Below are 17,003 nucleotides of genomic sequence, written 5' to 3'. Positions count from 1 at the left end.
CCTTAAATATTTGTTTCGTAGAATGCCTTATAAATCTTATAGGCATCGTAGTGATCTTCTATGCCACCTAGTTCTCTTATGGAGTGCATGGCAAGTATTGGTTCTCCTACATCTATTGATACTATTCCAAGGCCAGTTGATGCTATTGGTCCTATTGTTGATCCACCTTGCTTGTCATTTCTGTTGTGGAATTTTTGAATATTAGATCCTATAGAGCTTGCTAGGTCTATTAGTCTTGCATTGGATGCTATGTTTGATGAATAAGCACCATTTGCTGCAGTTTTTATTACAAGTCCACCATTCATTTTGATAGGATTTGTTGGGTCGTGGTATTCCTTAAAGTTTGGGTGAAGTGCATGGGCTTGGTCTGCAGAAATGAGGTATGAGTTAGCTAGTGCTATATAAAAATCTTCCTCATCTAGACCGGATTTTTCGCACAATCTTTTTAGTGTATCTCTTAAAAATGGTGAGAAAGCACCAGTAGGGGTTCTAGATCCTATTTCTTCGTTATCGTTTAGTACTAAGACATTGTTTTTATTAGCCTCACTATCGCATATGGCCATAAGTGATGCATGGACAGAGCCTAGGTTATCTATACGTCCAATTTGGTACATATTGTTGATGATTGTACCTTTTTGTCTGTCATATAGACCTAGGTCAAAGTCTAATATAGAGTCTTTATCTGTATCCAATTCTTCTGCCAATAATTTTTCCAAATATCCACCTTCAAAGTTTTCTTCAATCGTTTGAATTATTGGATATAGGTGGTTTTGAGGATTGATTTCAAAACCCTTATTTACTTCTCTATTCATATGAATAGCAGCATTTGGTATGGTTAATAAGTCCTTGTCAAAGTTTACAAGCTTAGTTTTAATCGCCCCATCTTCTTTGTAGGATACTTTACCAGCCAAGGATAGGGTTCGGTCGGTCCATGTTGAATAAATCATACCACCGTATGGTTCGATATTTAGCTTTAGATAGCCGGAATCTGTCATCTCTGAATTAGATTTTAGCTTAAAAGTAGGACTATCGGTATGAGATCCTATTATGTCAAAACCTTTTTTTAGATCATCTCCTACAGTAAAAGCAATTAGAGCTGTGCCATTGCGACTTACATAGTATTTACTATTTTTTTCTACCTCCCACTTTTCGTTTTCTTTTAGCTCTTTAAATCCATTTTCATTTAAGATATTTTTCGCATTTTCTACTGCAAAATAATTCAAGGGACTTCTGTCAATAAAATTAATTAAATCTTTACAAAATTCTAAACTGTTCATACTTATATCTTACCCATTTTCAGAACTTGGTCCTAATTTAAGCAAATCAACCTTTGACTATTTTTCTTTTAGTCTTATAATATAAATAATAAGTTTTACATAAATTAGATGAAGGAGTTAAGATGAAAGAATTACAAGATAAAATTCTAGAAGAAGGCGTTGTTCTGGGCCATGATATATTAAAAGTAGATTCATTTTTAAATCAACAAATAGATGTAGATTTGATTTCTAAGATGGGCAAGGAATTTGCTGAACATTTTAAAGATAAAAAAATCGATAAAGTCTTTACTGTAGAATCTTCTGGTATAGCCCCAGCCCTTGCAACAGCAAGCGAGCTAGGTGTAAAATGTGTTTTTGGAAGAAAAAAACAATCTCTCACAACCAGCGAAGAAGTTTACCATTCGAGTGTATTCTCTTTTACTAAGCAAGTAATGAACGAACTTATTGTAAACAAGGAGTTCATAAGTGAAGGTGAAAATGTACTAATGATTGATGACTTCCTAGCCAATGGTCAAGCTGCAAAGGGAATGATCGCCATAATCAGACAAGCTGGTGCAAATCCAGTAGGATGTGGCATAGTTATAGAAAAATGTTTCTCAAATGGACGTTCAATCATCGAAGATATGGGAGTTGAAGTTTATTCCCTAGCAAGAATAAAAAGCCTTTCAGAAGACGGCATAGAATTTCAAGAAGACTAAAAGCTAGTGGGTTAATTTAACCCCTAGCTTTTTAATTTATCCAACCTGTAAAGCCCGATAGCGTATATCTTTGCCATATCTAGCAAATCATCTATGTCTATCCACTCATCTGGCAAATGGGCTATGCCATTTTGCCCTGGAAATGATGGGCCAAAGCCTATTACATTTGGACAATAGTGGGCATAGGTCATGCCTGTTGTTGTATTTAGACTAATATTTTCTCCTGTGTAGTCGTTATAAGCTTTGTTTAATGTAGAGACTAAGATGGAATCCCTAGATTTTATGGCAGGTTCATAGTATTTAATAAGCTCTGTATCTAAGCCTTTTGCCTTATCCTTAATTTTATTTAGTAAATCTTCTATCTCTAGCTCTGGAGTTGATAAGACTATTCTTATTGATGACTTAGTTTTTTGAGCAGATTTTACAATGATATCTCCAAAACTTTGATCTGAAAAATCCAAATCTAATTTTTCTTTTATTTTTTCCTCTTCGCTTAAGTATTTATTATAAAAACCATCAATACCAGACCCTGAGATTTTAAATTCTGCCCTTCCCCTTTCACCATATATAGCAGGGAATTTATTATCAGGAACAAAGCCCATTAATGGTGGTTTTTCATTTTCTAGATAATATTTTAAATCAGACATGCCCGATTCTTCATCAGAGCCAAATACCATTCTCACTTGGTGGTTGAAAGAATATCCTAAGTTTTTAAGAGCAAGCAGACCGTAAAAGGCTGCCATAGATGGCCCCTTATTATCTAAGGCTCCCCTACCATAAATCCTATTTGCAACAATATCTCCAGCAAAGGGTGGGTAGGTCCATTTTTTTTCGCCACCAGCTGCTACCACATCAAGGTGACCAAATATCCCAATATATTTATCAGAATTGCCAATAGAACTATAGGCCATATGATTGCCTACAAAGTGGCATTCAAGTCCCTCTCTTTTTGCAATTTCCATTGCTTTTTCCAAAGCTTTTTTAGGGTATGGTCCATAAGGAGCATCTGCCTTAGCTTCTCCTTTGACACTTGGAATTTTTATCAGGCTTATTATGTCAGAAATTAGATCATCTCTTAATCTGTCAATCTCAGCTATTAATTTATTTTCGAATTCACTTAAATGTTTCATAGTCACCTTCTAGTTGACATATAATTTTCAAACCAATCTTCACTTGCTTTTTCTATAGAAGTTTTTCCGTGGATATTTTTTGCAAGATAAATTGTAGGTTTTTCTTTTTCTGATGCATATACAAAGGAGAATTCCTTGGTATTGGTTGCTGCCCCCATATTGCCATTTTTATCTATGGCTATGATGGATAAATCAGAAATCTCTCTCTTTGCTTTTAGTTTCTTATCAATCTCTTCCATGGCCTTTTGGCAAGATTCTTGGGCATCTAGGCCATCTTTCATATTTCTTACCACTTCATAGCTTATCAGATGTCTCATAAGGTCTTCGCCCATACCTGTAGCAGCTGCCGCTCCATATTCGCTATCTGCATAAAATCCAGATCCTACAAGCGGACTATCTCCCACCCTGCCCGGATGTTTCATAAAAAGTCCTGATGTTGAGGTTCCTACAGATATATTTTTACTATTATCCAAGGCACAAACACAAACTGTATCAGCAGCATCATAATCAGATCCGTCGTAGGCGGAAAGTTTTATTTGATCTTCTTTAAGCCTAGCAAAATATTTATCCTTGGCCCTGTCTGTGAGCATATTGCATCTCTCAAAGCCATTTTGGTCTGCATATGCCTCTGCTCCACTACTAGCCAAGATATTGTTGTAATTTTCTTTTGAAAGCTTCATAGCAAGATTTATGGGGTTTTTGATATTTTTAGCAGCCATAATAGCACCTATATCGAAAGTATCCCCATCCATAAAACCAGCATCTAATTCTACTTCCATATTTCTATTTGGAAGCCCCCCATAGCCTACTGATTTGAAATATGGATTGTCCTCCACATCGTTTATAGCTATTTTTATAGCTTCTTTGCTTCTTTTTCCGTTTTTTAAAACTTCACTTGCTTTTTCTAGGCCATTTTTCACCATGGCCCAAGTTCCAATTATTGCCCACATATCAGTCTCCTAGTTTGTTCAAAACTTCCCTGGCTTCTTTAACCAAAGCAAAACTTGTTACAAATTTCCCCTTTGTTGGCAATTCTAGGTCAGATTTGTAAGTAATATTGTTTTCTTTTTTGACTCTGCCAGACATATGGAAATTTGTAATTTTACTTTTGTCATAAATCTTCCCAATATTAGTAGGATTTACCCCAGAACCAGCCATAATTTCGATTTGCTTGCCATATTCTTCTTGAATATGTGAAATTAAGTCTAGACCTTCTATAGCTGTTGATTTCTTGCCAGAGGTTAATATCCTTATAATACCCATGTCAATCAATTGATTAACCGCTTTCTCGCCATCTTTAGAATAATCAAAGGCTCTGTGCAAGGCCACAGGATACGGCTTTGCTAAGTCTACTACTTCTCTAAGCAAATCTATGTCTAGTGAACCATCTTCTTTTATAGCACCAAAAACAAAGCCATCTATAGGATAATTTTTGTAGGCTTTGATTGTTTCTTTTATTTGTTTTATTTCTTTCTCATCGTAGGTAAAATCTCCATCACGAGGTCTAAGCATTACAAATTTTTCAATTCTTTCATACTTACAAGCATATGACACCAGGCCAAGGTCAGGACTTAATCCATCGGCAAAAAGAGCCGAACAAATCTCTACCCTATCTGCACCCGCATCTATTGCATTTTCTAATGATTCTAGTGAATCTATACATATCTCAAGTTTCATCATATAAATTTATCACCTCTCCATAAATGTGATTGAAAAATGAATATTCCCCTGCCTTCTTATAGACAGATTTTAAATATTTCTTTAATTCACCGTTGTCAGATTTATCGGGATACATGGATATGCCCAAAGATCTCATTTTTACTCTCCTTCATGCTTCTTATAATATATTTACCCTGAATATATTACTATAATAAAAAAACTGGAAAATGAGACGCTCATCTTCCAGTTATAGTCATCAATCATTTGCCCACAATATCTTTTATTTGAGAAATCAAATCATCATCAGATAGTAGGGTTGGGGTTTCGTAATCGCCAAGATTATCATAAAAAGTATAGTGAAATTTATTTGTAGACTCATCTCTTATAGAGTCGTACATATAAATACTCTCCTCTTTATTATCATTTATTAAATTTATAATAAGACTATTAGAATCTGGGATAGATGCATATGAATATGACTCGTCTGCTACTTGGCATCTTGCCAAAAGGTCAACTATCTTTTTTGTCTTTTCTTTGTCATTAAAACTCGTAAAGATATCCTTTTCTATCATTTTCTCTTCGTCTGTTATTATAGAAACTGTCAAATCTTCAAAATTATAAACTTCACCAGTAGCAAATTTAATTTCATAGCTTTCATCTTTATTACAAGCACTTAGTAAAAATAAAGAAATTAGCATAAGAATAATTTTTTTCATAAGAGCCTCCATTTACTTCTTGTTTTTTATAATATACTCATCTTCCTAGTAAGTCAATACACAAAAAAAGAAGAGGATTATCTCCTCTTTCTTTCTGATATTCTTCTATTTTGCAAAGTTTGCTGCGTTTTCACCAGCTATTCTACCGTATACTGTGATATCTGCTATAGCTGCTGATCCAAGTCTGTTTGATCCGTGGATTCCACCAGTTACTTCACCTGCTGCGTATAGACCTTCGATTGGGTTGCCATCTTTGTCTATTACTTGAGCTTCTGTGTTGATTTTCAAACCACCCATTGTGTGGTGAACTGCTGGCGCTGCTTTTAGCATATAGTATGGCCCTTCTTCTACAGTCCATCCTAGCATTCTTAGGTTAAATTCTGGATCTTTTTTATTTTTAGAGTTTTCGTTAAATGTCTTAACTGTTTCTAGTAATTGGTCTTTGTCAAGGTCAAAGTGTTCAGCTAACTCTTCGATTGTGTCTGCTTTAACAAGGTTTCCTTTATCGAATTGTTCTTCAGCTTCCCCTGGGTTTGATGCCATTGTTCCTGTTACTTCGTTTGATTTTTCATCCCAAAGTAGGTAACCAACGTGGTCTGTTTGAGCTTTGATAGCCATAGAGATTTCACGCCTTGTTCCTAATTCTTCAACAAATCTCTTTCCTTCTTTGTTTACTAGTAGTGCACCACCAACAAGTCTTGTATCTCCTACATATAGTAGTCTACCTGTTTCTGGGTCACATACTGGATATAGTTGGATCTTATCCATGTCTACTGTATCTGCACCTAGAGCTTCTGCCATGATGATACCATCACCTGTAGCTCCTGGTGAGTTGGTTGATTTTACGTATTCGTCTATTTCATGGTCGTTTTCATATGTCATTTCATCGTTTGAACCAAAACCACCTGTTGCAAGAACAACTGATTTAGCATTAACTGTCAATTCTCCATCATCAGTTTCAGCTTTTACTCCAGTGATTTTGTTATCTTCTGTAAGAATCTCTTTGACATCTGCTTCTGTGATTACTTCAATGCCAAGTTCTTCACATTTTTTAAGGTAATTTTTAATTAGTTCGTTACCTGAGTGAGCTGCTGGTATTAGTGATCTTTTTACAGAGTGTCCACCAAAGAACATTAGGCTGTCTAACCATTCAACTCCGATATCGTCACGTAGCCAATAAGCATCTTCTGTTGCATGATCAGCAAGGACATCTATTAGTTCTGGATCTCCGCCAGCTTCTTTTACATCGTTCGCGAATTGTTCTTTGCTATCTTCGATTCCTTCTTCTTTTTGAAGGTCGTTTTCTGGAGCAGCGTATTCTCCACCAGAGATTAATGTGTTACCACCAACTTGTGGCATTTTTTCTAGTAATACTACATCTGCGCCGTTTTCTTTAGCGGTTACTGCAGCTGCAAATCCTGCTCCACCACCACCAACTACAACAACGTCAACGTCTTTACTTGATTCTGTCTTTTCTTTGTCGCCAGCAACTTCATTTTGAAAGTCAGCAACATCTCTGCCACTTTCAGTAATTGCTGCGCTTACAGCTTCAATTAGGGCTGTTGATGAGAATGTAGCTCCAGATACTGTATCTATATTAACTGTTTGGTTATCTACCATTTCTGGAATAAGTTTTTCGATAGCAGCAGCGCCAAGACCTTCTGTTTCTTCATTTTCTGTTTCAATAGATGCTATTTTGTCTCCATCAAAGGTAACTTTAGCTATAACATCTCCCTTAAAGCCTTTTGCCTTACCTTCAAATGTTTCCCCTGTTGCATCTTCTTTAGAGCTTTCAGTCTCAGTAGTTTCTTTTTCTTCTACTTCTGTTTGCTCTGTTTGTTCTGTCTCTGTCTTTTCTTCTGCTGGCTTATTGTCAGCTCCATTTCCTCCACATGCTGTTAAAAGCATAGAGAATGATAATATGTATGGTAATATTTTTTTGTACTTCATAATCCCTCCTGAAGTTATGTATTATAGTGCTTATATACTAACAAAGATCTCAAATATATACAAGGCTTCTAAATAACAAGACTTGAAACTTTAACATTATTTTGCAATGTCCTTGTTTTGCTAGGTATATAAGCACAATATAGTATTGCTCAAAGGAATATTACACCCTAATATAAATATTAAAAGCAAAATTCTAAACTTTTGAGCAATTTATTGATTAGATATACTACTAGTTATTTATTATTACTTCAATTTGTTCGTGTATCACGCCCAAATTGTGCTTGTTTTCAGATGAATAGGCAAATATCAGCCCCTCATCTTCAACGTCTAATTTCTTCATAATAGCCTTTATATGTTTTTGTAGTTGATTTTTTGAAATTTTATCGTATTTTGTGGCAATAATAAAGCCAGTAAAGCCTGAATCTATGATCCAAGCATACATTTGGCGGTCAAGGTCAGTTGGTTCGTGGCGAATATCTACAAGGAGAAAGACTTCCTTTAAGTTTTCCCTATCATGTAGATATTCGTTTATTAATTTATCCCACTTTTCCCTTTCTTTTTTGCTCACCTTGGCATATCCGTAACCAGGTAGATCTACTAGTCTAAATTTATTATCTATGTTATAAAAATTGATAGTCCTAGTTTTGCCTGGTATTGACGAAGTCTTAGCCAAAGACTTTCTACCCAGGAAAGCATTTATAAATGAGGATTTACCAACATTAGATCTGCCCACAAAGGCAATTTCTTCGATATTTTCACTTGGCCATTGGGACTTAAATCCAGCTACTTGTTCTAATTCAATACTTTTAAATTTCATATCAAGGCCCTATCTAATACTTCAGAAACATTGGAAACTTCAATAAAGTTAATCTTATCTCTGATTTCCTTTGGTATATCTTCAGTATCTTTCTTATTTTTCTCTGGAATTATTACATCCCTTATTCCATATGAATAGGCTGCAAGGGCTTTTTCCTTTAGTCCTCCTATTGGAAGAACAGTTCCTGTTATAGTTACTTCACCAGTCATAGCTATGTTGTTTCTCACCTTTTTGCCAGTAAGTGAAGATACCATAGCTGTTGTCATAGTTATACCTGCAGATGGGCCGTCCTTTGGAGTTGCTCCCTCTGGTATATGGACGTGTATGTCCTTGTTGTCATAGAATTTGCCACGAATTCCTAGTTCTTTGGCATTTGACCTAATATAGGTCATAGCTGCTTGGCCAGATTCTTTCATAACATCCCCAAGAGATCCAGTGAATTCTACACTACCCTTGCCATCCATTACATTTGCTTCAATGGTTAGCATGGTTCCGCCTACAGATGTCCAAGCAAGGCCATTTACAACTCCAACCTTATCCTCACGAGAGATATGATCGTCTAAGAACCTTTCTCTTCCTAGGTACTTATTGTAGTTTGTCATTGTAACTCTAACCTTATCTTTGCCTTCTAAGATTTCCTTTACAGCTCTTCTACAAATCTTATCAATAAGTCGCTCTAGTTCACGAACACCAGCTTCTCTAGTGTAGTTTTTGATTATATGTTCTATCACAGCATCAGAAATTGTAAGTTCGTCTTCCTTGAGGCCATTTTTCTCCAATTCTTTTTTGATTAGATATTTTTTTCCTATATTTAATTTTTCGTTCATTGTATAGCCAGAGACCTCTATTATCTCTAATCTATCGTATAGGGGATCAGGAATTTCATTTGGGTCATTGGCCGTTGTTATGAAAAACACATCTGATAGGTCAAATGGAATATCTAGGTATCTATCTATAAATTTATCATTTTGTTCAGAATCTAGAACTTCAAGAAGTGCTGATGAAGGGTCTCCCCTAAAATCAGAACCCAATTTATCAATCTCATCTAGCAAAAACACTGGGTTTTTGACTCCACACCTGTTGATATTGTTCATAAGTCTACCAGCCATTGCTCCAACGTAGGTTCTTCTGTGGCCTCTAATCTCGCTTTCGTCGGTTACACCGCCAAGCCTCATAGAAACAAATTTACGGTCAAGGGCCCTTGCTATAGATTTGGCTATAGAAGTCTTTCCCACTCCTGGAGGTCCAACTAAACATATCACAGACCCTTGGTTATTTTTGTTCTTAATTCTTACAGCGATTGATTCTAATATTCTCTCTTTTACTTCATCTAGGCCATAGTGATCTTCATTTAGGACTTTTTCTGCTCTTTTTATGTCTAGAAGATCTTTGGTCTTTTTTGACCATGGCAAGTTTATTGTGAAGTCAAGGTATGAACTAATAACTCCATAATCAGGACTCATTTCTGGTATTGTTTCCAAGCGGGATAAATCTTTTAGCAAGGATTCCTTGCTGTCCTTATCAATTTTGAGTTTTTTTATTTTTTCCCTATATTGATCAGTCTCGTTGTCAAATTCTCCTGTCGTCTCGTTTAGTTCTTTTTTTATGACATCAATTTTTTCTCTTAAGTAGTATTCTTTTTGAGATTGGTTGATATTTTCTTGAACTTCTTGATCAATTTCATTAGAAAGATTTTTTAAGTCTATTTCTTTCATAAGAATTTGGTGAAGGAGGGTTAGTCTTTTTTCGCAATCAAGCTCTGCTAAAAGCTCATAATATTCATCTGCCCTTAAGTCTAGGTGGTATATTATGATATCAGCCAACCTATGAAGATTGGTAACTTCGCTTATGGAAAATACTGAATCGTCAAAAGTATTGCCATCTAGCTCTACATATGTTTTGAAATCTTCTATAAGTAGTTTTCTAAGAGCTTGCTTTTTCTTAGTGTCTTTTTCATTTTCTTCTATATATTCATATTCAGTGACGCTTGCCCTGTAGAATCCCTCGCCAATTTTTACTTCTTCAATCTTTGCAATCGCCTTTGCTTGGACATAGACTCTAATATCTCCATTTGGCAAGTTAAATGATTCCTTGATACTTACAACCATACCAAAATCATAGAGTCCATCCGCCTTTGGGTTTTCCTCAAATACATTTTTTTGATTTACTAAAAACACATCTGTGTTTCTAATGTTCGCATCTTCTATGGCTTTTTTGGATATAGGCCTTGCACAATCAAAATTAAGTATGGTATTTGGATATGCCCATAGTCCCCTTAGTGGAACAAGAGGATATTCATTTGTGCTTATTTTATAAACATCGCTCATATATATTTTCCTCTCAAAAAAGGGAATGGTAAGCCATCCCCCTTTTCAAATCTCTCTTATCTTTTCTTGTATTTTAGCTTTGACTTATCGTCAATAGATTCTTTTGTAACAATGACTTCTTTAATGTCAGTTTTTGATGGTATTTCATACATAACATCTAAAAGCAAATCTTCAAGGATAGTTCTAAGACCACGAGCTCCAGTCTTTTGGGCTATAGCCTTGTTAGCTATCTCAATAACAGCATCATCCTTGAAAGTCAATTTGACATTATCTAATTCAAACATTTTTTGGTATTGCTTGATTAGCGAATTTTTTGGTTCTTTTAATATTCTCACTAGGGCATCACAATCTAGGCTATCAAGTGTTACTATTATTGGAACCCTGCCAATAAATTCAGGTATCAAACCAAATTTTAATAAGTCTTCTGTATTCACATCAGCTAGATTTGCCTTGTGGTCTACTGACTTGATCTCTGCACCAAAACCTATAGTTTTTTGAGCTTGTCTGCGATTGATGATATCTTCAATACCATCAAAGGCTCCACCAAGTATAAACAAAATATTTGAAGTATCTACCTGGATATACTCTTGGCTTGGGTGCTTTCTGCCACCTTGTGGTGGAACGTTAGCAACAGTACCTTCTATTAGTTTTAGCAAGGCTTGTTGGACTCCCTCACCTGAGACATCACGAGTTATGGATGGATTTTCGCTCTTACGAGTAATCTTGTCAATCTCATCTACATAGATAATCCCATGTTCAGCTTTTTCTATATCATAGTCTGCTGCTTGAATTAGTTTTAATATTATGTTTTCGACATCCTCGCCAACATAACCTGCTTCTGTAAGACTTGTCGCATCTGCTATAGCAAATGGAACATTGAGCTTTCTGGCAAGGGTTTGAGCAAGGAGAGTCTTACCAGAACCAGTAGGTCCTAGCATCAAAATATTTGACTTGTTAAGCTCGACCTCATCGTCTATATTATTGGAACTAATGCGTTTGTAGTGGTTATAGACAGCTACTGCCAAGGTCTTTTTTGCCTTATCTTGACCAATAACATAATCATTTAAAAATTCATCGATTTCTGCAGGTGTGGATAGTTCAAGTTCATAGTCCTCGCCATCATCTTCAGTAAATCCAACTTCATTGTTAATGATTTCAGAACAAAGGTCTATACATTCATTACAAATGTATGCATTTGGTCCAGCTATTATTCTTTTTACTTGGCTAGAATCCTTGCCACAAAATGAACATCTTATATCGTCGTTTTCAATATTTGCCATTAGTCTAACTTACTTTCAATTACTTGGTCAATTAGTCCATATTCTAGGGCTTCCTGAGCTGTCATAGCAAAGTCCCTGTCGGTATCTTTTACGATTTTTTCAAGTTTTTGACCAGTATTATCTGCCAAAATCTTGTTTAATCTTTCCTTGATTTTGATTATTTGTTCAGCTTGGATCACTATGTCTGAGGCTTGACCTTGGGCACCACCAGATGGTTGGTGGATCATTATATTTGAATTTGGTAGAGAGTATCTCTTGCCCTTTGCTCCAGATGATAAGAGTACTGCACCCATTGAAGCAGCTTGGCCTATACAGATAGTTGAAACATCAGGTTTGATATAATTCATTGTATCGTATATAGCAAGACCACTTGTAACAACTCCACCTGGGGAATTGATATAAAATTGGATATCCTTATCTGGATCTTCGCTTTCCAAAAATAAGAGTTGGGCGATGATGATATCACTCATTTGATCGTTTACTTCTCCAGATAGGAAAATAATCCTATCCTTTAGAAGTCTTGAGTATATATCATAGGCTCTTTCGCCTTTGTTTGTTTGTTCTACTACCGTTGGAACTAGGTAATTTTTAGTATTCATTACAAATCTCCTTATATATTAAGGGTTTGCGATATCTTATTTATCTTCGCCTTCTTTAGAATCTTCTTCGTGGCTGTGGTCGTGGTCTTCACCTACTGCTTTGTGGTATTCTTCGTGAGGTAGAGCTTTTGCTTTTTCTACTAAGAATTCAACAGCCTTACGTCTTCTTATATTTTCTTTTACTGTATCATCAGATACGTTTTTGCTAAAGATTTCTTTGAATTTTTCGATATCATCAACCCCATACATCTTAGCTGATTCGTTGATTTCAGCTTCGATTTCTTCATCACTTACTTCAAAGCCTTCTTTTAGAGCAACTTCGTCAATTACAAGGTTAGCTTTTACTCTAGCTTCAGCTTGTTCTTTGTATTGGTTTCTGATTTCATTGATATCCATTTGTGTCATTTCAACATATTGAGCTAGGCTAATACCCATTTGTTGTAATCTTTGGTCAAGATTTTGCATCTCGATATCAATTTCACTATTTACCATAGATTCTGGTGCACTAACTTCACTTGCTCTTACTAGAGCGTCTATAGCTTGGTTTTGCATCATATTTGTTCTATAGTTTTCCTTGTCTTCTTTTAGCTTTTCTTTAAGGTCAGCTTTTAGTTCATCTAGTGTTTCAAACTCTGAGATGTCCATAGCAAATTCATCGTCAATTTCTGGTAGTTCTTTTTCTGTAATAGAGTTGATTTCTACTTCAAATTTTGCATCTTTGCCTTGGAATTCCTTTGCTTGGTAATCTTCTGGGAATGTTACATTTACATCAAATTTATCTCCAACTTTGTGTCCAGCAACTTGGTCTTCGAAACCTTCTATAAATGTCTTAGAACCTAATACTAGATCGTAATCTTCAGCCTTGCCGCCTTCAAATCTTTCTCCATCTAGGTAGCCGTCAAAGTCGATATTTACTGTATCTCCTTCTTTAGCTTCTCTATCTTCTACTGGGATTAATCTAGCATTTTCTTCTTGTTGTTTCTTTAATTCGTTTTCGATATCAGCATCAGTAACTTCTGCTTCAACTTCTTCTATGATTAGGTTGTCATAGTCGCCTAATACTGGATGTGGTTTTGTTTCAACATCAACTTTGAAAGTAATGTCTTTGCCTTTTTCGATATCGTCAAGGTCAACATTTGGTTGAGCAATTGGTTCAAGTTGAAGTTCTTCAATTGCTTTTTCATAAGGTTCAGGGAATACTAGTTGGATAGCTTCATCGTAGAAGATTTCTGGACCGTACATTTTTTCTAGAACTCTTCTAGGTACGTGACCAGCTCTAAAGCCATCTAGTCTATATCTTTTCTTATTTCTGTTATAAACCTTGTTTATAGCTTTTTCAAAGTCGTCATATTTTACATCAAATTCAAATTTTGCAATATTATTTTCATGAGATTTTAATTCTGTCATTTATTCCTCCTGCTTGATAGCTACTCATTTTGTTAATATACTTCAATTTAGCTATCAATCAACAATATCAAGGCTTTCTTTAAGGTAATTTATAATATCTTTTTTATTGTTGATTAGTTTCTCTTCGTAAATTAAGTTTTCTATTTCTCTTAGGGTATCCCCTAGTTCTTTGCCCTCTTTAAAACCTAGGTCTTTTAGGTCATTGCCATTGATTTTAATTTCATTGCGACCCTTGGGTATGTCATCATCTTTTACCTCAGCTAGGAGGCTAAGTCCCAAGTCGATATTAGAATCATCAGCATGTTTGGTTGATAAGACGTCCGCCCTTTGTAGAGCAAATAAATTTATTAAATTTTCTTCGCCTATGTTTCTAAGAAGCTTTCTAATGGATTTTTTGCTGTAGGTGTTGGTATTATCCATGTGACGTTTTACTAAAATAGATGTGCTTTCTATAAACTTTTTAGAATATTTCAATTCCTTAAGACGTTTTATCAAAAGTTCTTCTGAAAGATTCTGGTGACCAAAAAATCTACCTTCACCTTTTTCATCAATAAAAAATGTATCGATTTTGCCCACATCATGATATAAGGCTGCCATCCTTATTTCTAGGATTGGAGGAGTCTTATCCAATACTTTAAGTGTGTGGTTAAATACGTCATCGGCATGGTGGCTTGAATGCTGGTCAAAATTAATTGTTTTTGTAAGTTCTGGAAAGATATATTCCAGCAAATTTAATTCATCCAATATCCTTATGCCATTTGAGGGTCTATCTGCTAACAAAATCTTATTTATTTCATCTTGGATGCGTTCTTTTGATATATCATTAATAGCTTTACTTTGACTTCTTATAGCTTCTTTTAAGTCTTTATCAATATCAAAATCAAGAACTGTGGCAAATCGCACAGCCCTCAAAGATCTTAACATATCCTCACTTATCCTATCATAAGGATTGCCAACTGCCCTTATAATTTTCTTTTCTAAGTCATCTTTACCATTAAAGGGATCTATAATGATTCCCTTTCTCTTAGCCATAGCATTTATGGTAAAATCACGTCTTTTCAAATCCTCATAGATATCATCAGTGTAATAAACACGGCTAGGATGCCTCTTGTCATCATAGGAATTTTCTGTTCTCATAGTAGTAACTTCATATTCATGTGAGTTTAGAATAACTTTTATTGTTCCAAATTTTTTCCCTATATCGATAGTCTTATAGTCTTTGAAAACTTCAAGAATTTGATTAGGCCTAGCCTTGCTTGTGATATCTATATCATAGTTATCTCGAGACAAAAGTTCATCTCTGATACATCCACCTACAAGATAAGTTTCAAATCCTGCTTCTTCAAGTTTATCTACGATTTCATTTGTCATCTTCGTCTTCAGTCTTTGTATCTATTCCAGCTCTTGCTTTTCTTTGAACATCTAATTTGTAAGTCACTACATCATCTCCATCGTATACTTCAACAGATTCTGGTAGTTTAAGCTTTACTTCTCCACTCTTACCTGTCTTTAGGTTAAATATATTAATAGGCTCAGTTAAAACTTCATCTATTTCTTTGATGATGGATTCTGGTCCTTTGATTACTATAGAATCTGGAGCAGTATATGCTTCTGATAGCTCATAGGATGGGTTTATAGAACCTGTTGCATCAATTCTTATTGGTACTCTTTTTGTCTCAAAAACCCTAAAAGATATATTGGCATCCTCATCAGATATATCTAGGTTGGCAAGCTTTTTGCCAGCACGATCTAGTACATTTATATTGACATTATGAACTTGCCCATCTATAAGGCTTGGATCGTCAATCTTTACTTCTGCCCTGTCCACCTTGTTTATAACGCTGGCAGGTCCTTTTACAGTTATCTCTTTGGGATTTATTTCGTTAAGTTCTACAATTTTGCCATCTTTTATTTGATCAGATATAACATAATTTACAGGTAATCTTTTTTCTATTACTTTTTGTATATTTAAGGTAAGCTGACTGGGATCGGCATCTTCCACATTTATGCCAGTTGGTATGTCCACCTTTATATTTAAGGATTGGACTCCTTCTTTCAGGTCAGATATGTCTACTGATGCATAAATATTTTCAGGTCTTAAGTCTATAAGCTTTTCCCTGCTTCCCTTTAGCTTTAATGTAGTTGTGATGTTGTCATTATTTCCTATAATGGTGTAGCCATTTCTTTCTAAGTCGTCTTGGTTTTTTATAACAACTGGCACGCCTCTGTAAATTTTATTTACATTGGGATTTGTTGAATTAGTAACATAAGTCCACATAAAAATAGCTAGTAGAACTGAAAGGATTTTTAATTTGTTATCAGTCTGTTTCATCGTTATCATCCTTTTTTTCTTGGTCAGTTGGTTGGTAAAACAAGTCTTTTTTTAGTCTGATGCTAAGCGAATCATCATCAAAATACCTATCTATCCTGCCACCTTCTACAACAGATATATTTCCTGTCTCCTCAGATACGACTACTACAATACAATCGGATCTTTCTGATATGCCTATGGCAGCCCTATGTCTTGTACCTAATTCCTTAGAAATAGTGTTCGAATTTGATAGTGGTAAATAGCAAGCTGCTGCTATTATTTCATTCTCACTTATTATAACCGCACCATCGTGAAGAGGAGTATTGGGAATGAATATATTTATTAGTAGTTCGCTTGATACATCGGCATGAAGCTCAGTTCCGCTTTCAACTATATCATTTAGCCCAACTTCTCTTTGGATTACGACAAGGGCCCCTATTTTTTGTCGAGATAGGGAACTTGCCGCTCTAACTAGTTCATCTATGGTATTTTCGTTTCTTTTGACCCTATCGCGAGTTAAAATCGTCCTGCCACGGCCTATCCTTTCAAGGGCTGACCTTAGTTCTGGCTGGAAGACCACTATTATGAATACTAAAGCCACAGTCAAAAATTGGTTCATAACCCAACTTACAGTGTTTAAGTTTAATATATCTGCTAATGAAGCAATAATCAGCACGATAACAAGTCCATTTAAAACTTGCTCTGCCCTGGTATTTCTTAGTAATGAAAATAGCTTGTAGACAGCAAAGGCTATTATTGCAATGTCTATAATATCTGTAATTCTAATCAGTAGTATAGAATTTATAAAATTTGTAAGATAATTCATGATTCC

General features: G+C 35.3%; 16 protein-coding genes. 1 reads left to right on the top strand and 15 read right to left on the bottom strand.

The window, feature by feature from the left end; translation table 11 throughout:
* Positions 1-2: 2 nt before the first annotated feature.
* A complete protein-coding gene (locus BQ7474_RS01655) occupies positions 3-1,277 on the bottom strand; it encodes a M18 family aminopeptidase (RefSeq protein ID WP_073997330.1) in 1,275 nt (424 codons plus the stop codon).
* Positions 1,278-1,399: 122 nt separating this feature from the next.
* Here BQ7474_RS01655 and BQ7474_RS01650 point away from each other — a divergent pair, with 122 nt between their 5' ends.
* Complete coding sequence (locus BQ7474_RS01650; RefSeq protein ID WP_073997329.1) at positions 1,400-1,975, top strand: xanthine phosphoribosyltransferase; 576 nt, start codon at positions 1,400-1,402, stop codon at positions 1,973-1,975.
* Between the two features lie 23 nt (positions 1,976-1,998).
* On the opposite strand, the gene BQ7474_RS01645 is transcribed toward BQ7474_RS01650, so the two are convergent.
* The 14 genes from BQ7474_RS01645 to cdaA all read right to left on the bottom strand — a co-directional run bounded on the left by BQ7474_RS01645 (position 1,999) and on the right by cdaA (position 16,997).
* Complete coding sequence (locus BQ7474_RS01645; protein ID WP_073997328.1) at positions 1,999-3,105, bottom strand: Sapep family Mn(2+)-dependent dipeptidase; 1,107 nt, start codon at positions 3,103-3,105, stop codon at positions 1,999-2,001.
* 2 nt (positions 3,106-3,107) lie between these two features.
* The gene (locus BQ7474_RS01640; protein WP_073997327.1) at positions 3,108-4,055 is read right to left on the bottom strand and encodes a glycosylasparaginase; all 948 of its coding nucleotides are present in this window, start codon (positions 4,053-4,055) and stop codon (positions 3,108-3,110) included.
* Between the two features lies 1 nt (position 4,056).
* The gene (locus tag BQ7474_RS01635) at positions 4,057-4,782 is read right to left on the bottom strand and encodes a copper homeostasis protein CutC (protein ID WP_159429540.1); all 726 of its coding nucleotides are present in this window, start codon (positions 4,780-4,782) and stop codon (positions 4,057-4,059) included.
* Positions 4,772-4,921 (bottom strand): hypothetical protein, encoded by a 150-nt coding sequence (locus tag BQ7474_RS10585; protein ID WP_159429539.1) that lies wholly within the window; start codon positions 4,919-4,921, stop codon positions 4,772-4,774. The genes BQ7474_RS01635 and BQ7474_RS10585 overlap by 11 nt, the downstream gene beginning before the upstream one ends.
* 103 nt (positions 4,922-5,024) lie before the next feature.
* Positions 5,025-5,480: a membrane lipoprotein lipid attachment site-containing protein gene (locus BQ7474_RS01630; protein WP_073997325.1), complete on the bottom strand. Its 456-nt coding sequence runs from the start codon at positions 5,478-5,480 to the stop codon at positions 5,025-5,027.
* A gap of 105 nt (positions 5,481-5,585) precedes the next feature.
* Positions 5,586-7,430, bottom strand: a complete 1,845-nt coding sequence (locus tag BQ7474_RS01625; RefSeq protein WP_073997324.1) for a flavocytochrome c — start codon at positions 7,428-7,430, stop codon at positions 5,586-5,588.
* Positions 7,431-7,659: 229 nt separating this feature from the next.
* The gene (yihA, locus tag BQ7474_RS01620) at positions 7,660-8,247 is read right to left on the bottom strand and encodes a ribosome biogenesis GTP-binding protein YihA/YsxC (RefSeq protein ID WP_073997323.1); all 588 of its coding nucleotides are present in this window, start codon (positions 8,245-8,247) and stop codon (positions 7,660-7,662) included.
* Positions 8,244-10,574, bottom strand: a complete 2,331-nt coding sequence (gene lon, locus BQ7474_RS01615) for an endopeptidase La (RefSeq protein WP_073997322.1) — start codon at positions 10,572-10,574, stop codon at positions 8,244-8,246. The genes yihA and lon overlap by 4 nt, the downstream gene beginning before the upstream one ends.
* 56 nt (positions 10,575-10,630) lie before the next feature.
* On the bottom strand, positions 10,631-11,854 hold the full coding sequence (gene clpX, locus BQ7474_RS01610) for an ATP-dependent Clp protease ATP-binding subunit ClpX (protein WP_073997321.1): 1,224 nt from the start codon (positions 11,852-11,854) through the stop codon (positions 10,631-10,633).
* Positions 11,854-12,453, bottom strand: coding sequence for an ATP-dependent Clp endopeptidase proteolytic subunit ClpP (clpP, locus tag BQ7474_RS01605; protein ID WP_044567399.1), 600 nt, complete (start codon positions 12,451-12,453; stop codon positions 11,854-11,856). The genes clpX and clpP overlap by 1 nt, the downstream gene beginning before the upstream one ends.
* A 36-nt stretch (positions 12,454-12,489) precedes the next feature.
* Positions 12,490-13,860 carry a trigger factor gene (gene tig / locus BQ7474_RS01600; protein WP_073997320.1) on the bottom strand — a complete coding sequence of 457 codons (1,371 nt, stop codon included), beginning with the start codon at positions 13,858-13,860 and terminating at the stop codon, positions 12,490-12,492.
* Between the two features lie 54 nt (positions 13,861-13,914).
* Complete coding sequence (locus BQ7474_RS01595) at positions 13,915-15,231, bottom strand: CCA tRNA nucleotidyltransferase (RefSeq protein ID WP_073997319.1); 1,317 nt, start codon at positions 15,229-15,231, stop codon at positions 13,915-13,917.
* Positions 15,221-16,192: a CdaR family protein gene (locus BQ7474_RS01590; RefSeq protein WP_073997318.1), complete on the bottom strand. Its 972-nt coding sequence runs from the start codon at positions 16,190-16,192 to the stop codon at positions 15,221-15,223. Before BQ7474_RS01590 ends, BQ7474_RS01595 begins: the two co-directional genes overlap by 11 nt.
* Positions 16,179-16,997 (bottom strand): diadenylate cyclase CdaA, encoded by an 819-nt coding sequence (gene cdaA, locus BQ7474_RS01585; RefSeq protein WP_073997317.1) that lies wholly within the window; start codon positions 16,995-16,997, stop codon positions 16,179-16,181. The genes BQ7474_RS01590 and cdaA overlap by 14 nt, the downstream gene beginning before the upstream one ends.
* Between the last annotated feature and the right edge of the window lie 6 nt (positions 16,998-17,003).

The sequence above is a fragment of the Anaerococcus urinomassiliensis genome (assembly GCF_900128425.1).
GTDB lineage: Bacteria > Bacillota > Clostridia > Tissierellales > Peptoniphilaceae > Anaerococcus > Anaerococcus urinomassiliensis.
The sequence above is the reverse complement of the archived record's forward strand: the minus strand, read 5'-3'. Positions and strand labels throughout refer to the sequence as shown.

Bases quoted from the DNA above. Each gene is read 5' to 3' on its own strand.
- BQ7474_RS01655 (WP_073997330.1), bottom strand. From the start codon at position 1,277: ATGAACAGTTTAGAATTTTGTAAAGATTTAATTAATTTTATTGACAGA.
- BQ7474_RS01650 (WP_073997329.1), top strand. From the start codon at position 1,400: ATGAAAGAATTACAAGATAAAATTCTAGAAGAAGGCGTTGTTCTGGGC.
- BQ7474_RS01645 (WP_073997328.1), bottom strand. From the start codon at position 3,105: ATGAAACATTTAAGTGAATTCGAAAATAAATTAATAGCTGAGATTGAC.
- BQ7474_RS01640 (WP_073997327.1), bottom strand. From the start codon at position 4,055: ATGTGGGCAATAATTGGAACTTGGGCCATGGTGAAAAATGGCCTAGAA.
- BQ7474_RS01635 (WP_159429540.1), bottom strand. From the start codon at position 4,782: ATGAAACTTGAGATATGTATAGATTCACTAGAATCATTAGAAAATGCA.
- BQ7474_RS10585 (WP_159429539.1), bottom strand. From the start codon at position 4,921: ATGAGATCTTTGGGCATATCCATGTATCCCGATAAATCTGACAACGGT.
- BQ7474_RS01630 (WP_073997325.1), bottom strand. From the start codon at position 5,480: ATGAAAAAAATTATTCTTATGCTAATTTCTTTATTTTTACTAAGTGCT.
- BQ7474_RS01625 (WP_073997324.1), bottom strand. From the start codon at position 7,430: ATGAAGTACAAAAAAATATTACCATACATATTATCATTCTCTATGCTT.
- yihA (WP_073997323.1), bottom strand. From the start codon at position 8,247: ATGAAATTTAAAAGTATTGAATTAGAACAAGTAGCTGGATTTAAGTCC.
- lon (WP_073997322.1), bottom strand. From the start codon at position 10,574: ATGAGCGATGTTTATAAAATAAGCACAAATGAATATCCTCTTGTTCCA.
- clpX (WP_073997321.1), bottom strand. From the start codon at position 11,854: ATGGCAAATATTGAAAACGACGATATAAGATGTTCATTTTGTGGCAAG.
- clpP (WP_044567399.1), bottom strand. From the start codon at position 12,453: ATGAATACTAAAAATTACCTAGTTCCAACGGTAGTAGAACAAACAAAC.
- tig (WP_073997320.1), bottom strand. From the start codon at position 13,860: ATGACAGAATTAAAATCTCATGAAAATAATATTGCAAAATTTGAATTT.
- BQ7474_RS01595 (WP_073997319.1), bottom strand. From the start codon at position 15,231: ATGACAAATGAAATCGTAGATAAACTTGAAGAAGCAGGATTTGAAACT.
- BQ7474_RS01590 (WP_073997318.1), bottom strand. From the start codon at position 16,192: ATGAAACAGACTGATAACAAATTAAAAATCCTTTCAGTTCTACTAGCT.
- cdaA (WP_073997317.1), bottom strand. From the start codon at position 16,997: ATGAATTATCTTACAAATTTTATAAATTCTATACTACTGATTAGAATT.